Here is an 18,998-nt window from a genome sequence, read left to right as displayed (position 1 = left end):
CGACCGACCCCAGCTACGGCAGCTTATAAACGCGTGCGTCGCCAACCGTCGGTATGGACGACGCGCCGGCGAACGGACGGAAGGGCTTGCTCGCGGCCGCAGCGGTGGGTGCGGCGACGACGCTCGCGGGACGCGCGGTCTTCGCGCGGCTCACCGGGGGACGGTTCGGTGACGCCGAGACGTACAACACCGCGAAGGTGACCGTGTCGGGACCGATCCGGCGGAATCAGGGGCGGCCGTCGCCGCTGTCGGGGTCGGGCGCCGCGACCGCCGACCAGATCGTCGAACAGGTCGAGGCGGCCGACGAAGACGAGGACGTCGAGGCGCTGCTCGTCGAGCTCAACACGCCGGGCGGCGAGGTCGTGCCGAGCGACGACATCCGCCGGGCCGTCGCCGAGTTCGACGGGCCGACCGTGGCGTACGCGACCGACCTCTGTGCGTCCGGGGGCTACTGGATCGCGAGCGGCTGCGACGAGCTGTGGGCGCGCGACGCGAGCCTCGTCGGCTCCATCGGCGTCGTCGGCTCGCGGCCGAACGCGGCCGGCCTCGCGGACAAGCTCGGCATCTCTTACGAGCAGTTCACGGCCGGCGAGTACAAGGACGCCGGCGTCCCGCTCCGCGAGATCGAGGAGGACGAACGCGAGTACCTCCAGGGGATCATCGACGGCTACTACGAGCAGTTCGTCGAGACGGTGAGCGAGGGCCGCGACATGGACCCCGACGAGATCCGGGAGACCGAGGCCCGCGTGTACCTCGGCGACGACGCCGCGGAGATGGGGCTCGTCGACGACCTCGGCACCATAGACGACGTGGAAGCGCGGCTCGCCGACCTCCTCGGAGCGGAGCCCGAGGTGCGGGAGTTCACGCCGGAGCGCGGGCTCGCGGAGCGACTCGGTATCGGCGCCGAGCGGGTGGCGTTCGCGGCCGGTAACGGCGCCGCCAGCGTGTTCGGCGGCTCGGGCGGCGACATCGACGTGGAGCTTCGGTGACGACCGCCGGGGGCCGCTGACGACCACTGGAGTCCGGACGAGGGCCCGGCGATATCGGCGCGATCGGCCGGTTTCCGGGGGCGAACGCGGCGCGGCGCCGCACGGGGAGGATTTTTGTCCGACCGCGGTGTGAGTCGACACGTGACGACGCTGGTCATCTGCGTCGACCGCTCCGGGGCGATCGGTCGCGCCACCAACGTCCCGATGCCGGTCGCCGGCTGGGAGGCCGTCCGGTCGCTGGTCACCGACGCCGGGCTGGACGACCCCGAAGACGCCAGCGTGAACTGCCTGCTGGAGTCGCTGCGGGTGGCTCGCGACCTCAGGGACGAACGCGAGGAGTCGGTGGTAGCGGTCGTCTCCGCCGAGAGCGACACCGCCGTCGGCGCGGACCGGTCGATCGCGTCCCAGCTAGACGACCTCGTGGACCGCTACGAGCCGCGGGCCGCGATCGTCGTCGTCGACTCGGCGGAGGACGAGCGCGTGCTTCCCGTCGTCGAATCGCGGATCCCGGTCGACTCCGTCGACCGCGTCGTCGTCCGACAGGCGCGCGACATCGAGTCCACCTACTACCTGCTCAAACAGTTCCTCGCCGACGAGCAGCTGCGCTCGACGGTGTTGGTCCCCATCGGCGTCGCGCTGCTGTTGCTTCCCGCGCTGTTCTACTGGTTCTCCGCGGGCGAGGCGATCGCGGGCGTCGCCGGGCTGCTCGGCGCCGCGCTGCTGTACAAGGGCCTCGCGATCGACCGGCTGGTGGCCGGGATGCCCGAGCGGATCCGCGAGGCCCTGTACGCCGGACAGGTGTCGATCGTGACGTACGTCGTCGCCGGCGGACTCGCCCTCGTCGGCGGCTTCTTCGGGTTCCTCGCCGCCTCGAACCTCGGCCCCGAGTCGGCCCGGCTCGTCGAGGCCGTAGAATTCGTCTACTCGGCGGTGCCGTGGTTCGCGATCGCCGGGGTGACCGCCTCCGTGGGGCGCCTGCTCGACGAACTGATCCGCGACGAGGAGATCCGAACGCCCTACCTCAACCTGCCGTTCGTCATCGCGGCCGTCGCCTTGGTCGTCCGGGGGTTCGCCGGCTACTTCCTCGCGCAGGAGGCGATCCACGAGCCGCTGTCCGTGTACGGCGTCGCGATGACGCCGGTCCAACAGCTCGCGGCGTTCATCGTCGGCGGCATCGTCGTGTCGCTCGTCGGGGTCAAGGTCGCCAGCGACGTCGGCACCGAGACCCTCGAGGACGTCATCGACACGGAGCGGGACGCGGACGGTCGGCGGGAGTGAGAGCCGGCGAAAGGCGCTGACCCGACCGAGACCCGCGGCGGCGGTCGGAAGGCCTCGCCGCCGGGCGACCGACCGGCTTTTGACGGTCGCGGCCGCGTGAGCGGGCATGGACGTGTACGGACTGATCGGGAACCCGGTCGGACACTCGCTTTCGCCGCCGATGCACGAGGCGGGCTACGAGGCGCTCGGACTCGACGCGCGGTACGTGACCTTCGAACCCGACGCCGACGCCGCGGCCGCGGCGATCGAAGGCGGTGCCGACCTCGGCGTGGCGGGACTCAACGTCACGGTGCCGTTCAAGCGGGACGTGTTGGAGGCGGTCGACCCCGCCCCGCTCGCGGAGCGCATCGGCGCGGTCAACACGGTCGACTACGGCCCGGTCAGGGCCGGCGAGGCCGACCGACCGCACGGTCACAACACCGACGCGGCCGGGGTGACGCGGGCGCTCGCGCACCACGACGTGGCGATCGACGGCCGCGACGCGCTCGTCGTGGGCGCGGGCGGCGCGGGGCGGGCGGCCGCGTTCGCGCTCGCCGACGCGGGCGCGACGGTCCACGTCGCGAACCGCACCCCCGGTCGGGCGGTCGAACTCGCGGAGGCGGTCCCAGGCGCGACCGGCGGCGGTCTCGACGACCTCGCCGAGCGCGTCGCGGCCGCCGACCTGCTCGTCAACGCGACGAGCGTGGGCATGGAGGCGCCCGAGGAGACGCCGGTCCCCGCGGCGCACCTCCACGGCGACCTCGCGGTGCTCGACGCGGTGTACGCGCCGATCGAGACCCGCCTGCTCCGGGAGGCGGCCGACGCGGGCGCGACGACCGTCGACGGGGCGTGGATGCTGCTGTTCCAAGGGGTGGAGGCGTTCGAGGTCTGGACGGGCGAGACGGCGCCGGTCGACGCGATGAACGCGGCGCTGCGGGCGGAGTTGGAGTGAGCCAGGCCGGCGTCGCGGGCGGTCGATCCCGCCGAGACGCTCGGCGCCCGACCCGCGTCGCTCCCGGCGCGGTCAAAACGAGGGGTCGGGCTCGTCGCCCGCTTCGCCCTCGAGCGTCACGCTTCCGCGGTCGTCGTAGTACTTGCGGCCGATGAACGTCTCGTCGAGGTTGCCCACGATCGTGGCGTAGAGGGCGTCCGAGCTCAGATAGCTCTCCTCTTCGACCGGATCGAGGATATCCCGGATGGTCACCGAGTCGCCGGAGGGAGACTCTATTTCGACGGAACCGATTCCTTCGAGCACGGTTTCGCGCGTCACCGGGAACTCGAACGACTGCTCGACGACCCGCTCGGCGTCTGAGTATTCCATGTGTGTGTCGAGAACCGAAGTGTCGGCCTCTGTGTCACTGGCTAGGCGACAGAAACCGATAAACACGGACGCATTTTACGCGGCGGTGATTTCTGATTATATGCGTCACAGTTCTGCGGACGAGACGAGCGGCTCGGCGGTCGGTTCCGGCCGGGGACGGGTTCAAAACCGACCGTCGACAGCGGCGGGCGTTAACTCAGCGTCGGGGCGGCGAGCAGGCCCGCGGTGACGATCAGTCCGACGGAGACCGCCGACGCGCCGTAGAGGAACGGCTTGGCGTCGCGGGCGGGCTCGCGGAGTTTGTCCGCGTCGAGTCCGTCGGCCAGCTTCGAGCCCGCGACCTCGACGAGCCCGGTCCCGACGAACCACAGGCCCAGCATCGTCAACACGAGGTGGCCGCGGGGCGTGCCGGTCAAGCCCTCGAACGTGTACAGCGTGCCGGCCATGTGGCCGCCGGAGAGGACGAACGCGACCGCACCGATCCGGGTGATCCAGCGCAGTCGACCGACGACGGATCCGAGCGCCGTGGTCCCGATATCGCCGCGGAGCGCCGGCGGCAGGACCGCGAGCGTGACGAACAGCACGCTGCCGACCCAGAGGACGGCGAAGCCGACGTGGACCGACCACATGACGGGGTTGAGAACGTCCATACGGCCGGAATGTGCCGACGGCACTTATAAACCGGCAGGACGAGCGAGCGGCGATCGCGGCGGAGACGGTTTTTAAATATCTCGCACGTGTAGCGGTCGCCAATGGCTCTACTCCAGAAGCTCAAGGAGAAACTCGGATTCGGGAGCGGCTCGACTGAGCGCGAATCCACCGAGACGGAAGTGACCGTCGAGCGCGAGTCGGAGTCGGCCGCCGAGGACGACGCGACCGACGACGTGCCCGTCGACAAGACCGAGCCGACCGACGACGTGCCCGTCGACAAGACCGAGCCGACCGACGACGTGCCCGTCGACGAAGCCGAATCGACCGACGAGGCCGAGGGGGGCGCCGAGGAGCCAGTCGCCACGGAGACGGAGGCCGCCGCCTCGACCGAGTCGCTCGTCGACGACGGGGGCGGCGAGACCGACGATACCGCGGCCGACGCGGTCGACGATACCACGGCGGCCGAACCGGCGGAAGCCGCGGGCGAGGCGGACGACGTCGCGGTCGACGACGACGACCGCGGCCCGAGCGTCGAGGAGATCAAAGGCATCGGGCCCGCCTACGCCGAGCGACTCGCCTCGATCGGGATCGAGTCGATCGGCGACCTCGCCGACGCGGACGCCGCCGAGGTGGCCGAGGGAACGAGCGTCGGCGAGAAGCGCGCCGCGACGTGGATCGACCGCGCGACGGAGTTCTGACGGGCGCGTCCGTTCGGGCGACCGCAACTGTTTCGTCGCCTCCGCCGAACGGATTCACATGAGGCGAACGGTACACACCGATCGGGACCGGTTCCGCGCGGTCGCCGCCGCGGCGCCCGACGGCGCACGGGTCCCGGTCGAGGTTCGGGTCGAGGTCGACGACCCGTTCGCGGCCTACCGCCGGGCGCGGGACGGCCCGGGCGGCGTGTTCTACGAGACGACCGGCGGCCAGTCCGGCTGGGGATACTTCGGCGTCGACCCGGTCGAACGCCTGACCGCCGACGCCGAGGCGGCGGTCGTCGAGTCCGAGGGCACGGGTGACTACCGGCGGCCGTCGCCGTCGCTGGCGGCGCTGGAGGGACTTCTCGACGCAGAGACGCTGGCGCGTGGCGACTGCGAGGTGCCGTACCCCTGTGGCGCGTTCGGGTGGCTCTCGTACGATGTCGCCCGCGAGTTGGAGGCGTTTCCGCCCGCGGCCCCCGAGGGCCCCGGCGCGGTCGACGACCGGGGAGTCCCGCGGCTTCAGGCGGCGCTTTTCGACCGGGTCGCGGCGTGGGAGTGCCCGGTAGAAGCGGGTGAGCCGACTACTGACGACGACGCGCCCGTCACCCTCCGGGTCACCGCGTGCCCGCGGGTTCCGGACGGCCTCGACGATCCGAGCGCCGACCGCGACGCGCTCGACGCGCTGTTCGAGGCGGGGCGAGCCCGGGCGACGGACCTGACAGACCGCATCGAGACCGGCGACCCGGCGTCGGGGGGCGCGCCGGCCCCGGGAGCCGAGAGCGCGACCTTCGAGAGCGACGTGGGCCGCGAAGGGTACGCCGACGCGGTGCGGCGAGTGAAGTCGCACGTCCGCGAGGGCGACACGTTCCAGGCGAACGTCTCCCAGCGGCTGACCGCGCCGGCCGCGGTTCACCCGCTCGACGCGTACGGCGCGTTGCGACGGGTGAACCCCGCCCCGTACTCCGGACTGATCGAGTTCGGCGGCCGGCCGAGCGGCGTCGACCTCGTGAGCGCGAGCCCGGAACTCCTCTTGGAGCGCGAGCCGACTGCCGACCCCGAGCGCGGCGCGCGTCTCGTCACGGAGCCGATCGCGGGGACGCGTCCGCGGGGAGCGACGGCGAGCGACGACGCGGCGCTGGAGGCCGAACTGACCGGCGACGGGAAGGAGCGCGCGGAACACGCGATGTTAGTCGATCTGGAGCGCAACGACCTCGGCAAGGTGTCGCGGTTCGGCACGGTCGACGTCGCCGAGTACCGCCGCGTCGACCGCTACAGCGAGGTGATGCATCTCGTCAGTCTGGTCGAAGGCGAGGCGCGGATCGACGTGGGTCTCGCGGACGCCGTCGCCGCCTGCTTCCCCGGCGGGACGATAACCGGCGCGCCGAAGCCGCGGACGATGGAGATAATCGACGAGTTGGAGCCGACGCGCCGAGGGCCCTACACCGGGTCGATGTTCGCGGCCGGGTTCGACGGGCGCGCGACGCTGTCCATCGTCATCCGGACGCTCGTCCGCCACGCCGCCGAGTACCACCTCCGCGTCGGGGCGGGGATCGTCCACGACTCCGACCCGGAGGCCGAGTACGAGGAGACGCTCGCGAAGGCGCGCGCCCTCGTGAGCGCGGTCGACGAGGCGCTCGCGGCCGGCGGCATGGCGGTCGACGAGACGGTCGAGGAGGCGGTCGAGCGATGACGGGTACCGACGCGACCGAAGGGGGAGCGGGCTGGCGTCCGGGCGCGGGCGAGTCCGACGCGCGCGTCCTCGTCGTCGACAACTACGACTCGTTCGCGTACAACCTCGTCCAGTACGTCGGCGAGGTCGCCGGCGCGGTGACGGTGCGACGCAACGACGCGATCGACGTGGCCGGGATCCGCGCCCTCGACCCCGACGGCGTGGTCGTCTCGCCCGGCCCGGGCACCCCGGCGGAGGCGGGCGTCTCGACCGCGGTCTTCGAGCTCGATCGCCCCGTGTTCGGCGTCTGTCTCGGGCACCAAGCGCTGTGTGCGAGCCGCGGGAGCCGCGTGGGACACGCCCCCGACGTCGTCCACGGGAAGCCGTCGACGATCACCCACGACGGTGAGGGCGTCTTCGCCGGGCTCCCCGACCGGCTTCGCGTCGGCCGGTACCACTCGCTCTGCGTCGAGCGGGAGGACCTCCCGGACGAACTCGTCGAGACCGCGCGCACCGAGGACGAGCGCGAGGTCGTGATGGGCGTGCGCCACCGCGAGAAGCCGCACGTCGGCGTCCAGTTCCACCCGGAGAGCATCCTCACCCCTCGGGGAAAGCGGCTGGTGCGAAACTTCGTGGCGGGGTGTGAGCGATGAGCGACGCGGCCGAGGGGGCGGACGCGAGCGACGCCGACCGGGTCTATCACGTCGACGGCGACCTCGTCCCCGCCGCGGAAGCGACCGTCTCGGTGGAGGACCGCGGGTTCGCCTACGGCGACGCCGCCTTCGAGACGATGCGCGCGTACGGCGGCGACCTCTTCGGGTGGGAAGCCCACGCCGACCGGTTGGCGGGAACCTGCGAGACGCTCGGGCTCGACCACGGAATCGCCGACGCGGAGCTGAAGCGACGAGTCGACGAGACGCTGGCCGCCAACGAGTTCGCGGACGCGTACGTGAAACTCTCCGTCACGCGCGGCGTCCAGCCGGGGACGCTCGATCCGGCCCCCGAGGTCGATCCGACCGTCGTGGTGATCGCGAAGCCGCTCCCCCGGGGCGGCGCCGGGAGCGACCCGGTCCACGACGGGCCGGCCGCGGTACAGACGACGAAGACGCGCAAGGTCCCGGACCGTGCGGTCCCCGCGGCGGCCAAGACGCACAACTACCTCAACGGCATCCTCGCCCGACTGGAACTCCGGGTGACCGGCGCCGACGAGGCGCTGATGCTCGACTCGGACGGGCACGTCGCGGAGGGGGCGACGTCGAACATCTTCTTCGCCGACGGCGCCGCGCTCCGGACGCCCTCGCTCGACGGTCCCGTCCTCCCCGGCATCACCAGAGAGACCGTGATCGATATCGCGGAGTCGGAGGGGATCCCGGTCGAGGAGGGGACCTACGCGCCGGACGCCGTCCGCGACGCCGACGAGGTGTTCCTCACGAACTCGACGTGGGAGGTCCGGCCGGTGGCGACCGTCGACGGGATCGCGGTCGACGGCGACGGCGAAGCGGTCGCCGGCCCGCTCACCACCCTGATCTCGCGGCTGTTCGACCGCCGGATCGAGGAGGCGCACTACGACGGCGAACGGCTGTGAGTGAGTCACGGGAGCGCCGAGGTGCCGTCGGATCGGCGGCGGAAAGCCCCTCGGACCGCTCAGAGAGGGTCGAACGCCCTCGACCATAGCATTATCCCGCCGAGGGACCTAGATGGACGAATGGCAGACGACAAGAGCGGCCGCGACAAGCAGGCCCGAGACGAGGAGCGACGCCAGCGCGAACGAGAGATATCCGCCGAGTTGGAGCGCGGCGACGAGGTCGAACCGCCGGTCGACACCTCCGAGCTCGCCTACTTCGAGACGGCGCTCGACGCGGTGACGTTCCCGGCGACCGGGGCGGCGATCGTCTCCGCGGTCGGCGACCGCGAGATCGAGTCGGCCGTCGGCACCTACGCCGTCGCCGACCTCGTGCCCGACGCCGAGGCGGAGACGTTCGACTCGCCCGCGGCGGTGAGGGCTCGGATTCAGCGACCGACGATCGCCGCGGCGATGAAGCGGATCGTCGAGGCGAGCGACCCGCTCCCGAACAGGGAGCTGAGCGCGTCCCAGCGCGAGGCCTACGTGCGGACGTTCCGAGCGCTCGAAGCGATAGACGGCGACGACGACGACGAGGGGATCACGGTCATGGCCGACTGGATCGTCGAGAAGATACGCGACGACGAGAAGATTCCGGGGTCGCGAGACGTCCGCCGAGAGGCCGCGAAGTACTGCCGGAAACACGGCTACGAGGTCCGCGACGACGAGTGGCTCGGCGTCTAGGGGGTTTCGGGCGCCGCGCCGTGCCGTAGCGCCCGCCTCCGACGCGGGAACGCACAACGTTCAAACCCGCAGCGGGCCTCGTTCTGACATGGACGAGCACCGCCGGATCGCCGGCGTCGAGGAGGTACCGGAGGAGAGCACGCTGCTCGCGACGCTGCGACCGGTCGACCCCGAGACGGTCGACGAGGGCGAGGGCGACCTCGGCGAGGGCGAGGACGGGTCGCCGGAGGTCGAGGCGATCCTCACCCGGGCCGCCGGCGAGGTGCGCGCGTTCCGGAACTACTGTCAGCACTGGACGGACGTGCGCCTCGACAAGGACGACGGTGCGTTCGTCCGGAACGGCGAGGTGTTCTGTCAGACGCACGGCGCGACCTTCGAGGCCGACGGCGGCTACTGTAACTTCGGCCCCTGTGAGGGCGCCGTCCTCGAATCGGTCGCCGTTGCGGTCGCGGACGGCGCGGTGTACCTCGACGACGACGCCTACGAGTTCGTGCGGATCGGCCCCTCCGACGGGAAGGGCGACGGCAGCGGCTCGCGGATCGACTTCACCGGAAACTGAGGGTCGGACGCCGCCGGCGACGGCTCAAAAGCGCGTCCGCCCGCCGCTCCCGCCCGCGTCGTCGCGGCCGAGCGCCTTCCGCAGGAAGCTCATCCATCGCTTCTGGTCGGCGGCCTCCTGTCGCTTCGCCTCGGTCTCCGGGTCGGGGGCGTCGAGCCCCTCCAGCGCCTCCAGCGCGCGGTCGATGCCGATGATCGACGCCGCCAGATCCTCGCCCTCCTCGCGGCTCACCTCGTTCTCTTCGATGGGTTCGAGCCGGTCGATCCGCTCGCGCCGGAGGTTCCGCTTGGCGCGCTCGACGCGGTCGCGCTCGCCGGGCGGGACCGAGTCGCGGCGCTTGATCTCGAAGACGAACGAGCGCAGGTCGATCGCCTCGCCCTGTATCTCGATCGACTCCGGGATCTCGACGCCGACCGTCGAGGCCTCGCGGTTGACCCGTTCTAAGAGTTGTTTCCGCTCGAACTCCTTCACGCCGAGCCGGTAGGCGGCGGACGTACTTCGCTCCTTCGCCCCGGTCGGTCCCGGGCGAACCGGTCGCAGGCCCGCAAGGGACGACGTTAACCGCGCCGCGCCGCAAGTGGAAGGTATGGAGTCGCTCGAAGCCGAACTCGACGCGGCCCGCGACCTCGCCGTCGCGGATCTGGCGGACGCCATCGAGTCCATCGGCTTCGAGTGCACGCGCTGTGGGGGCTGCTGTACCGGGTACGCCCCCGACGAGGCGGGAGGCGCGCCCGCAGGGGCGGGCGCGGACGAGGGCGACGGAGCGGCAAGCGCCGAGAGCGGGTCCGGTTGCCACGACGGCGACGACGCCGACCGCGAGCCCCACACGGCGACCGTCTTTCCGGACGAGGTCCGCCAGGTCGCCGACGCCGCCGAAGACGGCACCGACGAGGCGTACGACTGGCGCGACGTGGCCCGCCCGATGCCGTTCGGGCTCGACGCCGACGCGGACGGCGAGCCGAGCGGCGAGACGTTCGAGTGGGCGCTCGCGACCGACGGCTGCGGCGACTGTACCTTCTACGAGGAGTCGGACGGGCAGGGGGCGTGTGCGGTCCACGACGCGCGCCCGCTCATCTGTCAGACGTATCCGTTCAGCGTCGCGTTGGAGGGGACGAGCCAGCCGATGGGCGAGGCGGTCGACGAGGCCGGCGTCGTCCGCGCCCACGAGTGCGAGGGGCTCGGGCGCGACATCTCGCGGGAGGACGCCGAGGAGCTGGCCGCCGCGCTGAAGGAGCGCGCCGTCCGGGAGCTCGAAGAGGCCATCGGCGTCCGCGACGGCTACGACCCCGGCGCCCGAGAGCGAGCCGACGGCGACGTCGTCGTCTTCGACTCCGAGGGCCCGAAGGAGGCGGACGGCCGACCGGTCGACGGAGCGTGAACGGGAGGGGTCGACGGGGCGAGCGCAGGTCTCACGCCACGTCCAGCGCCGCGTCCACGTCGGCGCGGATCGCCTCGCGGGCGGGCTCGTCGGGGAGCGTGAGCGGCGGCCGGACGCGGGGGTCGGGAACGAACCCGCGGTGCGCGGCCGCGACCTTCGTGGCGGGCGCGAACCCGTGGTCGGCGCAGCGCGCGAACAGCGGGGCGACCGCGTGCCGGTGGAGCGTCAGCGCCCGGTCGTCGTCGCCCTCGCGGATTGCCTCGCCGAGCGCGACGAACACCTCCGGGATCACCTGCGAGAGGGCGTGGATGCCGCCGTCGACGCCGAGGCTCGCGCTCGGGTACAGGAGATCGTCGACGCCCTGAAACACGGTGAAATCGTCCGGCGTCCGGTCGACTGCCGCGTCTATCGCCGACACGTCGCCGCTGGTGTCCTTCAGCCCGACGACCGACTCGTGCTCGGCGACGGCCGCGAGGACATCGGGTTCGATCGCCTCGCCGACCGTCGACGGGATGTCGTAGAGGAACACCGGAAGGGGAGCCCCGTCGGCGACCGCGTCGAGGAAGGCCCGCTGTCCCGCCGGTGTCGTCGAGTTGTGGTAGTACGGAAGCGTCACCAGCCCCGCGTCCGCGCCGACGTCGGCGGCGGCCCGGAGCCGGTCGAGGACGCCCGAGACGGTCGTGTCCGCCGCACCCGCGATCACGGGCACCCGCCCGTCGGCCGCGTCGACGACGGTCTCGGTCACGGTCCGGCGCTCGTCGTCGTCGAGGCTGGCGAACTCGCCGGTCGTCCCGCAGGGGACCATCCCGTCGAGGCCGGCCTCGACGAGCGCGTCGACGTGGCTCGCGAGCGCGTCGGCGTCGACGTCGCCGTCCGCGTCGAACGGCGTCACGATCGGGGGCGAGACGGCCGCGTGGGGGAGATCGAGTATCGTCATGTGCGGCCGTTCGGCCGGTGGCGACAAAGGCGTTGGTCCTCGCGGGGCTCGCCGCCCGCCGATTCCTAACTGTGTCGGCGGTACAACTATACTGGCCCGCTACCAGCATTCGGTGGAGTCTACTATGGAAATCTCCGAGAAGCTCCTTTGTCTGTTCAGCGCCGAAGTACGCGAAGCCGACGACGGCGAGTACGTCGTCGACATCCCCAACCGAGAGATCGACACCGGATCCCTGGAGCCGGGCGAGACGTACCGCGTCGCGCTCGTCGCTCGCGACGGGTCCGCGGACGCGGGCGGGGACGTCGACGACTCCGCCTCGCGGAGCGACGACGGCCCGCAGCCGCCGGTCGAACCGGGCGAGATGCGGTACGTCGAGATAGAGGACCTCGGCAAGCAGGGCGACGGGATCGCCCGCGTCGAGCGCGGCTACGTGATCATCGTCCCCGACACCGAGGTCGGCGAGCGCGTGAAGATCGAAGTGACGGAAGTGAAGTCCAACTTCGCCGTCGGCGAGGTCGTCGAAGCGGCGGTGTAGACGGCGGCGCGCCCGCTTAGGCGTCGTCCGGAACGCGCGCGTCCCAGTACGACACCGAAGCGACGTAGTCGCCGGGGATCGTGTTCCCGGCGAGTTCGTCGGCGGCTCGAAACGGCCTCGCGACGGGACCCGGAAGCTCCCGGTAGAAGCCGTACGGTAGCACGAAGTCGTGTTCCTCGTTCGAGAGGGTGAGCCCCGCCTCACCGAGCATGGCGGCGACCTGCCGCTCGGAGTAGAGCCGGGACCCCATCGGGAGCAGCCAAGTGTACAGCGTCCGCAGGCTGCGTCTGTTGAACGTGTCGAAGAACACCTGATCGCGGCTGACCCGGCGGAGCTCCTTCGCGAACGGGACCGGGTCGTCCATCAGATGGAAGAATCGCATCGCGACGACCGTGTCGAAGTGATCGTCCGGGAACGGGAGCCGCGATGCGTCGCCGCGGAGGAACTCGACCGTGTCGGCGTGGCCGGCGGCGGCGACCTTCTCGCGGGCCTGTTCGAGCATCTCGCGGGAGACGTCGAGACCGACGACGTCCGCGCCCTGGTCTGCGAGCATCGTCGTGAACCGACCGGTGCCGCAGGCGACCTCCAGCACGCGGTGACCCGGATCGATGGGGCCCAACGCCGCGAGGACGGCCTCCTTCTCCCGGCGGTCGATGAGCTGTCCGCCGCCGGAGAAGCGGACGTCGTCGTACTCCTCGGCGACCTCGTCGGCCTGGTACCAATCCTGTCCCTTCACGTTGTCCGTGATGGACGCCGGACCGACAAAACCGTACTGGATACGGTCCGGCCCCGACCCCGACGCGGTCGGCCGGAGTCGGGGCGGTCGGTCCCGCTCGGAGCGACCGCAACGGGCGCGACGCGCGACTCGATCATCCGCTCGTGACGACGCTCTCGGCGGGGATCCGCGCTATCACCCGCGCGCCCCCCTCCTCGTCGTGGTGCGGGTACTCGTCGACGCCGAAGTACCGGCGGGCGAGTTCGTCGATGTGCTCGCGCGCGCCCTCCTCCGTCAGTTCGGCCTCGCCGCGGACGGAGACGTATCTGTACGGGTCGTCCGGATCGAGCACGCTGACGCCCACCTTCGGGTTGTTGCGGACGTTCCGCTCCTTGCGTCGCCCGCGGGCGGTGTTCACGAGGACGTACTCTCGGTCCTCGTGGTCGACCCACACCGGCGTGACGTGGGGGAGCCCGTCCGGGCCGACGGTGGCGAAGTGCGCGTACGATTCGGCTTCGAGGATGTCGACGTGGGACTCGGGTATCACGCCGCGGAGTACGGACGCTCGCCGGAAAACGTGCCTGATCGATCACCAATGACGGTTCGCCGACGAGTGATATTAACACATTATATTATCACAGGCAGATTCCCCTATATGTAGCCAACCTTTACCACTATCCGCAGGATTCGTGTGAGACATGAGTACCAGTCCCGCGGAGACCGTTGACCAAGATCGCCTGTCGGAAAGTGAGTATCGCGACCGCCTGCGCGAGCTCCCCCCGAGCGCCAAACTCGTCGCGAAGGTACTGGAGGGCGACGCGCCCCTCTCGCAGGGCGGCCTCGCCGAGGAGTCGCTCCTGCCCGACCGCACCGTCCGCTACGCGCTCAACCGCCTCGAAGAGGAGGGTCTCGTCGACTCGCGGTACAGCTTCAAGGACGCGCGCAAGCAGGTCTACTACCTCACCGTCTGAGCCGGTTCGGCCCGCGTCCGTCGGCCTGACGCGAAACGGCCGGTCCGGTCGGCCACACACGCAGTCCTTTTTACCCTCTCGCACCGATACCACAGCGTATGGACCTCTCGGTCGTCGTTCCGACGCTCAACGGTCGGGACAGGCTCGGCGCCTGTCTCGATTCGCTGGCGGCGCACGCCCCCGACGCAGAGGTGGTCGTTGTCAACGGCCCCTCGGCCGACGGCACGACCGGGATGGTTCGCGACCGCGACGACGTCGACGTGTTGGTCGAGATCTCCGACCGCACGGTGAACGTCGCCCGCAACGCCGGCATCGAGGTGGCGACGGGCGACGCGGTCGCGTTAGTCGACTACGACAACCGGATCGATCCGGGGTGGCGCGAGGCGGTCACGGCCGGCCTCAACGAGGCGCCCGTGGTCTCGGGGCCGGTGACGCCGATTCCCCGGGACGAGACGACCGACGGATCTGAAGCCGCGGGCGGGGCGAACGGCGGCGACAGGGACGACGCGATGGAGGGCGACAGGGACGACGCGATGGAGGGCGACAGGGACGACGCGGTCGCCGACGAGCCGAGCGAGCCGGAACGCAGTCGGATCTCGGGCCGGGACGTCACCTACTTCGAAGGCGGCAACGTCGCGTTCCGAGAGGACGCCGTTCGGGACCTCGACGGCTTCGACGAGTACCTGCGCGTCGGCGGCGCGCGCGACGCCGCCCACCGACTCGCGCGGATGGACTGCGGGGTCGCGTGGCGGCCGGAGATGGCCGCGCGGAAGGAACTACCGACGCCGACCGCCGCCGACGGCGGCCGAAGCGCCCACGAGTGGGGCTGGAAGTACCGCGCGCTCGCCTACCGGCTGACGAAGAACTACGGCGTGCGGCCCTCGGTGCTCCTCCGGACCGGCTCGCACGCGGTCAGCGACGCGGTCGACGCCGCCGGGGACGTGGTCCGCGGCGAGTCGACGCCCTCGCGGTGGGCGGCGACGGGCCGCGACGTGTTGTTGGGGCTCACCGGCGGGACCTCCGACGGACTGGTCGCGCGGCGGAAGGACCGAAGCCCCGCCCGGAACCCGAACGGCATCTCGACGCGCGCGGACCGCGCCGTCGCGAAGTACGACGGACGGGTCGAGGCGGACGGCGACGGCCGAGGCGAGGCGGACGGCGAGCCCCGGACCGAGGCGGACGACAGGCTCGACTGAGTCGTAGAGTGACGAACCCGACGGGGTCGACCCCGACCGAGCCGACATCGCCGAGCGAGCCCCGCGCATTTTAACCCGAGCCGCGGACTACGGCCAGGTAACGAATGGGACTCACGAAGCGTATCATCCCCTGTATCGACGTCGACCTCGACGACGAGGGCGACGCCGCCGTGTACACCGGCGTCAACTTCGAGAACTTGGAGTACACCGGCGACCCCGTCGAACTGGCGAAGAAGTACAACGCGGCCGGGGCCGACGAGTTCGTCTTCCTCGACATCACCGCCAGCGCCGACGGCCGGGAGACGATGCTCGACGTGGTCAACGCGGTCGCCGACGAGTGTTTCATCCCGCTGACCGTCGGCGGCGGCATCCGCACCAAGGCCGACATCAAGGAGACGCTCCGTGCCGGCGCGGACAAGGTGTCGATCACGACCGGGGCCTTGGATCGCCCCGAACTCATCGAGGAGGGCGCGGCCGCGTTCGGCAGCCAGTGCATCGTCATCTCCATCGACGCGCGCCGCCGCCACGACGACGCCGGCGAGCACTTCTACGAGGACGAGGACGGCGAGACGGTGTGGTTCGAGTGCACGAAGAAGGGCGGCCGCGAGGGGACCGGCATCGACGCCGTCTCGTGGGCGAAGGAGGCCGAGGAGCGCGGCGCCGGCGAGCTGTTCGTCAACTCCATCGACAAGGACGGGACGAAGGACGGCTACGACGTTCCCCTGATGAAGGCGGTCGGCGAGGCGGTGTCGACGCCGCTCATCGCCTCCTCCGGCTGCGGGAGCCCCGAGGACATGTACGAGGTGTTCACCGAGGCGAACGCCGACGCCGGCCTCGCGGCCTCCATCTTCCACTTCGGCGACTACTCCATCGAGGAGACGAAGGCGTACCTCGACGAGCGCGGCGTCCCGGTCAGGCGCTGACGGGGCGTTCACTACCTTCGTACTCTTTCTTTCTGGCCGATCGAAACCAACAGTTATTATCCGACCGAGAGCGAATTGTCACGTATGTCCACGTCCACGTCATCCGCACGTGTTCGCGACGGGTCGCCGGAGCTCGTCTGCAAACGGACCGACGACGGCGACGGCGGCGGCGAGGTGACGTTCTTCGAGCGGGACGTCGACCCCGACGAGCGGACGACCCGCTGGGTCACGGTCCGGGAGTCGGACTGTGTCCCGCGCGAAGAGTGGCGATAGAGGCGGTTTTGCGGCGTTTCTGGCACTCAGTTGTTTTTGTCGATCGTGACTGGATAGCGACTAGCTTCGAAGCCCTGATCGCTCGCTCATCGGCCGTTGCTGGCGAGCGGCACACCACCGAAGCCCCAGTCGCGAGGCCGGCGCAGGCGAACCAAGGACCGCAGGGAACGAACGCCGTGAGTGACTGAGGACCGCAGCGAGCGTGCGCCGGCCTCGCGACTGCCCCTTCGAATCCCGCCCCGTACCGCTCCGCACAGCACCTCACGCCTCCCCAGCCTCGTCGGTGGTCCTCGCTTCGCTCCGGACCACCGACTCCCTCGCACGCGCTGTTCGCGCTCTTCGAGCGCTCACAGGCGCGCGCCACCGCACTAAGGGGGCAGAAAGAATCGTCTCCGTCGGTCAGTCGTCCGCGGCGGCGGGGTCGGCGAACTGCGGCAGTTCGTCGTCGAGCAGCGCGACGGTCGCCAGTCGGATCGCGTGCGGCCACCCGAGCGGCGTCGCGCTGTCGGGCGTCCCGTCGTCGAAGAACTGCTCGGGGAGGTACGTCGTCGGCTCACAGAGCGAGCCGCCGGGCGAGACGTGCGAGAGCAGGTCGCGGGCGCGTTCGACCATCTCGGCGGCTCGCGGGTCGTCGCGGGCGGCGAGCAGCGCGGCCAGCTCCGCGCACGCGTTCGCGCCCCAGGCGGTCGAGACGGTCCACACCTTCTCCGAGTCCTGTCCCGTCCGCCGCCAGCCGTCGCCCTCGTAGCGGATCAGGCCGGTGATCGCGTCGGTCTCGTGGTAGAGCCCGTCGACGACCGTCTCGACGTGCGAGACCAGTCGGTCGAGCCGCTCCTCGTCGACCGCGCCGCCCTCGCCGGAGCCGGTCGCGCCCCCACCGAGCGCGTCGAACGAGCGGTGCGCGGCCGCGAGCGCGAGCGTCGAGGAGTCGATCCGGTCGTCGATCCCGCCGTCGGGCGTCTCGCGGAGCGCGTAACACCCGCGTTCGGGCACCCACAGGTCGTCGAGCGCCGCGTACACCTCGCGGGCCTGGTCGCGGGCGTGCGCGGCGAGGTCGTCCGGCAGCGACTCCGCGCCGGGGACGGCGTCGGGGTCGTCGAGCGCGTCGACCGCGAGCCCCTCGCCGTGGCGGCCGAGTTCGCTGTACGCCTCCAGGAACGTCGCGGCGGTGTGGGTGAACCGACCGGCCGAATCCTCCCACGCGTTCTGACAGACCACCGGTCGACCGTCGATCTCCAGCGTCCGGTCGAGTCCCGCGAGCGCGGCGACCAAGGTCCGGTCGAGACCGTCGACGGAGACGCCGGCGGCGCGCGCCTGCGAGAGGTACGCGACGACGCTGCCGGTCTGGTCGGCCTGGTAGTCGAGGTCCGGCCCGTCCTCGATGCGGGCGTTCGCCCACCCGGGCGCGAGCGCGCCGTCGCGGGGCCACACTCGGTGGGGCCACGACCCGTCGGGGCGCTGCGTGTCGACGTACATCCGCGCGGAGCGGGCGTGCCAGTCGTCGAGGTCGACGCCGACCGCGTCCGCGGCGCCGAGCAGGAACCCGGATATCTCGGCGTCGTCGCGGAACCAGGTGTAGCCGTAGCCGCCGGAGTGCTCGTAGTAGGGGTCGAAGTCGGGGCCCGCGATCCGGAGCCCGGAGGGCGCGGACAGAAGCGAGAGGACCCGGAGGTCGGCGACGACCGAGTCGCGCGCCGGCGCCGACTCGGGGACCGAGGGGAGCGCGTCGGCGGCCGCGTCGGTCAGCGCGTCGACGCCGTCGAGGTCCGAAAAGAGCGCGTCGAGACGGTCGCGGGCCGCCTCGCGGTCGGTCTCGTTCCGGTCCGTCAGGAGGGTGGCGACCGTCGCGACGCCGTCTTCGAACGGGACGTCGGCGATCACCTCGCCGGAGAGGCGCTCCTCCTCGTAGCGGTCGCCGTCGCGGTCGCGGGGGAGCTCCGTCGGGTCGTCGTCGAGGAGTTCGGGGAAGGTCGTCGGGAGCTGTCCGCGGAGGTCGGAGAAGCCGGTCGCGCTCGCGAGGAAGTCGTGCTCGTCGGCGTGGTACACCTCGACGGCGTCGTCGAACCGGAGCTGTCCCACGCGGTCGTCGCGGCCGTCGGGGGCGAAGCGGGCGTAGACGACGAGCGAGGCGTCATCGGGGTCGGCGTCGTCCGAGAGATCGACCGACGCTCGGGTGAGGTGTGCGTCGCCGAGCGTGACGTCGTGGCGGGCCACCGTCCCGCGGGCCGTCTCGTGGGTCGTCTCGATCAGCGCGGTGTCGCCGACGTACCGCTGTGTCGTGTCGGCCTCGTCGAGCCAGGTGACCTCGTCGCCGACGGCGAGCCCGATCCGCGACCGGACGAGGCCGGTCTGGCCCGTCAGCGGGTAGCCGAAATCGCGGAGTTCGCCGTCGTCGCCGACGTGGACGAGCCGCCCGTCGCCGCCGGAAAACCGACCGGAGACGGTGCGCCGCTCGCCGGGGAAGCGCGTCCCGTCGCCGGCGTGGCGCTTGTAGTCATCGAGCGCGTCGCGAAGCTGCATTACGCGGTTACACGCGGCCACCGCGTATGAAGCTTTGGTGTAATTATTTTTCATTCGTTACGGAGACGGAAACCCTCATACGCCGGCGCGACGAGAGA

22 protein-coding genes are annotated in these 18,998 nt (G+C 71.2%); 15 read left to right on the top strand and 7 right to left on the bottom strand.

Features of this window, described 5'->3' with window-relative positions; translation table 11 throughout:
- Positions 1–53: 53 nt before the first annotated feature.
- The 3 genes from sppA to ABDZ89_RS05055 all read left to right on the top strand — a co-directional run bounded on the left by sppA (position 54) and on the right by ABDZ89_RS05055 (position 3,198).
- Entirely contained in the window at positions 54–989 is a 936-nt protein-coding gene (gene sppA, locus ABDZ89_RS05065; RefSeq protein WP_343777180.1) for a signal peptide peptidase SppA, read from the top strand.
- A gap of 141 nt (positions 990–1,130) precedes the next feature.
- Positions 1,131–2,267, top strand: coding sequence for a DUF373 family protein (locus ABDZ89_RS05060; protein WP_343777178.1), 1,137 nt, complete (start codon positions 1,131–1,133; stop codon positions 2,265–2,267).
- 106 nt (positions 2,268–2,373) lie between these two features.
- Positions 2,374–3,198: a shikimate dehydrogenase gene (locus ABDZ89_RS05055; protein WP_343777177.1), complete on the top strand. Its 825-nt coding sequence runs from the start codon at positions 2,374–2,376 to the stop codon at positions 3,196–3,198.
- Positions 3,199–3,270: 72 nt separating this feature from the next.
- Here ABDZ89_RS05055 and ABDZ89_RS05050 read toward each other — a convergent pair whose 3' ends face one another.
- Both ABDZ89_RS05050 and ABDZ89_RS05045 read right to left on the bottom strand, forming a co-directional pair.
- Entirely contained in the window at positions 3,271–3,633 is a 363-nt protein-coding gene (locus tag ABDZ89_RS05050; RefSeq protein ID WP_343777175.1) for a DUF5789 family protein, read from the bottom strand.
- 125 nt (positions 3,634–3,758) lie between these two features.
- A complete protein-coding gene (locus ABDZ89_RS05045; RefSeq protein WP_343777173.1) occupies positions 3,759–4,217 on the bottom strand; it encodes a transporter in 459 nt (152 codons plus the stop codon).
- A 102-nt stretch (positions 4,218–4,319) separates the two neighbouring features.
- Here ABDZ89_RS05045 and ABDZ89_RS05040 point away from each other — a divergent pair, with 102 nt between their 5' ends.
- From ABDZ89_RS05040 to ABDZ89_RS05015, 6 genes are all read left to right on the top strand, one after another.
- Positions 4,320–4,916 carry a helix-hairpin-helix domain-containing protein gene (locus ABDZ89_RS05040; RefSeq protein ID WP_343777171.1) on the top strand — a complete coding sequence of 199 codons (597 nt, stop codon included), beginning with the start codon at positions 4,320–4,322 and terminating at the stop codon, positions 4,914–4,916.
- A gap of 58 nt (positions 4,917–4,974) precedes the next feature.
- Positions 4,975–6,609, top strand: coding sequence for an anthranilate synthase component I family protein (locus ABDZ89_RS05035; protein WP_343777169.1), 1,635 nt, complete (start codon positions 4,975–4,977; stop codon positions 6,607–6,609).
- Positions 6,606–7,241 carry an anthranilate synthase component II gene (locus tag ABDZ89_RS05030; RefSeq protein ID WP_343777166.1) on the top strand — a complete coding sequence of 212 codons (636 nt, stop codon included), beginning with the start codon at positions 6,606–6,608 and terminating at the stop codon, positions 7,239–7,241. Before ABDZ89_RS05035 ends, ABDZ89_RS05030 begins: the two co-directional genes overlap by 4 nt.
- On the top strand, positions 7,238–8,173 hold the full coding sequence (locus ABDZ89_RS05025; RefSeq protein WP_343777164.1) for an aminotransferase class IV: 936 nt from the start codon (positions 7,238–7,240) through the stop codon (positions 8,171–8,173). The genes ABDZ89_RS05030 and ABDZ89_RS05025 overlap by 4 nt, the downstream gene beginning before the upstream one ends.
- Before the next feature lie 120 nt (positions 8,174–8,293).
- The gene (locus tag ABDZ89_RS05020) at positions 8,294–8,893 is read left to right on the top strand and encodes a DUF5789 family protein (protein WP_343777161.1); all 600 of its coding nucleotides are present in this window, start codon (positions 8,294–8,296) and stop codon (positions 8,891–8,893) included.
- Positions 8,894–8,981: 88 nt separating this feature from the next.
- Positions 8,982–9,452 carry a Rieske (2Fe-2S) protein gene (locus tag ABDZ89_RS05015; RefSeq protein WP_343777159.1) on the top strand — a complete coding sequence of 157 codons (471 nt, stop codon included), beginning with the start codon at positions 8,982–8,984 and terminating at the stop codon, positions 9,450–9,452.
- A 24-nt stretch (positions 9,453–9,476) separates the two neighbouring features.
- On the opposite strand, the gene ABDZ89_RS05010 is transcribed toward ABDZ89_RS05015, so the two are convergent.
- Positions 9,477–9,923 carry a DUF5788 family protein gene (locus ABDZ89_RS05010; protein ID WP_343777157.1) on the bottom strand — a complete coding sequence of 149 codons (447 nt, stop codon included), beginning with the start codon at positions 9,921–9,923 and terminating at the stop codon, positions 9,477–9,479.
- 115 nt (positions 9,924–10,038) lie between these two features.
- Between ABDZ89_RS05010 and ABDZ89_RS05005 the strand changes: the two genes are divergently transcribed.
- Positions 10,039–10,830 (top strand): YkgJ family cysteine cluster protein, encoded by a 792-nt coding sequence (locus tag ABDZ89_RS05005; protein ID WP_343777155.1) that lies wholly within the window; start codon positions 10,039–10,041, stop codon positions 10,828–10,830.
- Positions 10,831–10,861: 31 nt separating this feature from the next.
- Here the strand turns inward: ABDZ89_RS05005 and ABDZ89_RS05000 are convergent, their stop codons facing one another.
- Positions 10,862–11,767: a dihydrodipicolinate synthase family protein gene (locus ABDZ89_RS05000; protein ID WP_343777153.1), complete on the bottom strand. Its 906-nt coding sequence runs from the start codon at positions 11,765–11,767 to the stop codon at positions 10,862–10,864.
- 124 nt (positions 11,768–11,891) lie between these two features.
- Between ABDZ89_RS05000 and ABDZ89_RS04995 the strand changes: the two genes are divergently transcribed.
- Entirely contained in the window at positions 11,892–12,302 is a 411-nt protein-coding gene (locus ABDZ89_RS04995) for a TRAM domain-containing protein (RefSeq protein WP_343777151.1), read from the top strand.
- Positions 12,303–12,318: 16 nt separating this feature from the next.
- On the opposite strand, the gene ABDZ89_RS04990 is transcribed toward ABDZ89_RS04995, so the two are convergent.
- Both ABDZ89_RS04990 and ABDZ89_RS04985 read right to left on the bottom strand, forming a co-directional pair.
- Positions 12,319–13,038, bottom strand: a complete 720-nt coding sequence (locus ABDZ89_RS04990) for a class I SAM-dependent methyltransferase (protein WP_343777150.1) — start codon at positions 13,036–13,038, stop codon at positions 12,319–12,321.
- 133 nt (positions 13,039–13,171) lie between these two features.
- Positions 13,172–13,564 carry a PPOX class F420-dependent oxidoreductase gene (locus tag ABDZ89_RS04985; RefSeq protein WP_343777149.1) on the bottom strand — a complete coding sequence of 131 codons (393 nt, stop codon included), beginning with the start codon at positions 13,562–13,564 and terminating at the stop codon, positions 13,172–13,174.
- A gap of 151 nt (positions 13,565–13,715) precedes the next feature.
- On the opposite strand from ABDZ89_RS04985, the gene ABDZ89_RS04980 reads away from it, so the two are divergent.
- The 4 genes from ABDZ89_RS04980 to ABDZ89_RS04965 all read left to right on the top strand — a co-directional run bounded on the left by ABDZ89_RS04980 (position 13,716) and on the right by ABDZ89_RS04965 (position 16,380).
- Positions 13,716–13,988 (top strand): MarR family transcriptional regulator, encoded by a 273-nt coding sequence (locus tag ABDZ89_RS04980; protein ID WP_343777147.1) that lies wholly within the window; start codon positions 13,716–13,718, stop codon positions 13,986–13,988.
- A 98-nt stretch (positions 13,989–14,086) separates the two neighbouring features.
- Complete coding sequence (locus ABDZ89_RS04975; RefSeq protein WP_343777146.1) at positions 14,087–15,184, top strand: glycosyltransferase; 1,098 nt, start codon at positions 14,087–14,089, stop codon at positions 15,182–15,184.
- Between the two features lie 104 nt (positions 15,185–15,288).
- Positions 15,289–16,107: an imidazole glycerol phosphate synthase subunit HisF gene (gene hisF, locus ABDZ89_RS04970; protein WP_343777144.1), complete on the top strand. Its 819-nt coding sequence runs from the start codon at positions 15,289–15,291 to the stop codon at positions 16,105–16,107.
- A gap of 84 nt (positions 16,108–16,191) precedes the next feature.
- A complete protein-coding gene (locus ABDZ89_RS04965; RefSeq protein ID WP_343777142.1) occupies positions 16,192–16,380 on the top strand; it encodes a DUF7511 domain-containing protein in 189 nt (62 codons plus the stop codon).
- A gap of 399 nt (positions 16,381–16,779) precedes the next feature.
- On the opposite strand, the gene ABDZ89_RS04960 is transcribed toward ABDZ89_RS04965, so the two are convergent.
- Positions 16,780–18,900, bottom strand: a complete 2,121-nt coding sequence (locus ABDZ89_RS04960) for a DUF7997 domain-containing protein (RefSeq protein WP_343777140.1) — start codon at positions 18,898–18,900, stop codon at positions 16,780–16,782.
- Positions 18,901–18,998 lie beyond the last annotated feature (98 nt).

Origin of the sequence: Halorubrum ejinorense (assembly GCF_039522565.1) — an archaeon.
GTDB lineage: Archaea > Halobacteriota > Halobacteria > Halobacteriales > Haloferacaceae > Halorubrum > Halorubrum ejinorense.
This window is presented reverse-complemented; position numbering and strand designations above follow the sequence as displayed.

Coding starts and splice junctions, on each gene's coding strand:
- sppA (WP_343777180.1), top strand. CDS start 54: ATGGACGACGCGCCGGCGAACGGACGGAAGGGCTTGCTCGCGGCCGCA.
- ABDZ89_RS05055 (WP_343777177.1), top strand. CDS start 2,374: ATGGACGTGTACGGACTGATCGGGAACCCGGTCGGACACTCGCTTTCG.
- ABDZ89_RS05045 (WP_343777173.1), bottom strand. CDS start 4,217: ATGGACGTTCTCAACCCCGTCATGTGGTCGGTCCACGTCGGCTTCGCC.
- ABDZ89_RS05040 (WP_343777171.1), top strand. CDS start 4,320: ATGGCTCTACTCCAGAAGCTCAAGGAGAAACTCGGATTCGGGAGCGGC.
- ABDZ89_RS05035 (WP_343777169.1), top strand. CDS start 4,975: ATGAGGCGAACGGTACACACCGATCGGGACCGGTTCCGCGCGGTCGCC.
- ABDZ89_RS05030 (WP_343777166.1), top strand. CDS start 6,606: ATGACGGGTACCGACGCGACCGAAGGGGGAGCGGGCTGGCGTCCGGGC.
- ABDZ89_RS05025 (WP_343777164.1), top strand. CDS start 7,238: ATGAGCGACGCGGCCGAGGGGGCGGACGCGAGCGACGCCGACCGGGTC.
- ABDZ89_RS05020 (WP_343777161.1), top strand. CDS start 8,294: ATGGCAGACGACAAGAGCGGCCGCGACAAGCAGGCCCGAGACGAGGAG.
- ABDZ89_RS05015 (WP_343777159.1), top strand. CDS start 8,982: ATGGACGAGCACCGCCGGATCGCCGGCGTCGAGGAGGTACCGGAGGAG.
- ABDZ89_RS05005 (WP_343777155.1), top strand. CDS start 10,039: ATGGAGTCGCTCGAAGCCGAACTCGACGCGGCCCGCGACCTCGCCGTC.
- ABDZ89_RS05000 (WP_343777153.1), bottom strand. CDS start 11,767: ATGACGATACTCGATCTCCCCCACGCGGCCGTCTCGCCCCCGATCGTG.
- ABDZ89_RS04995 (WP_343777151.1), top strand. CDS start 11,892: ATGGAAATCTCCGAGAAGCTCCTTTGTCTGTTCAGCGCCGAAGTACGC.
- ABDZ89_RS04980 (WP_343777147.1), top strand. CDS start 13,716: ATGAGTACCAGTCCCGCGGAGACCGTTGACCAAGATCGCCTGTCGGAA.
- ABDZ89_RS04975 (WP_343777146.1), top strand. CDS start 14,087: ATGGACCTCTCGGTCGTCGTTCCGACGCTCAACGGTCGGGACAGGCTC.
- hisF (WP_343777144.1), top strand. CDS start 15,289: ATGGGACTCACGAAGCGTATCATCCCCTGTATCGACGTCGACCTCGAC.
- ABDZ89_RS04965 (WP_343777142.1), top strand. CDS start 16,192: ATGTCCACGTCCACGTCATCCGCACGTGTTCGCGACGGGTCGCCGGAG.
- ABDZ89_RS04960 (WP_343777140.1), bottom strand. CDS start 18,900: ATGCAGCTTCGCGACGCGCTCGATGACTACAAGCGCCACGCCGGCGAC.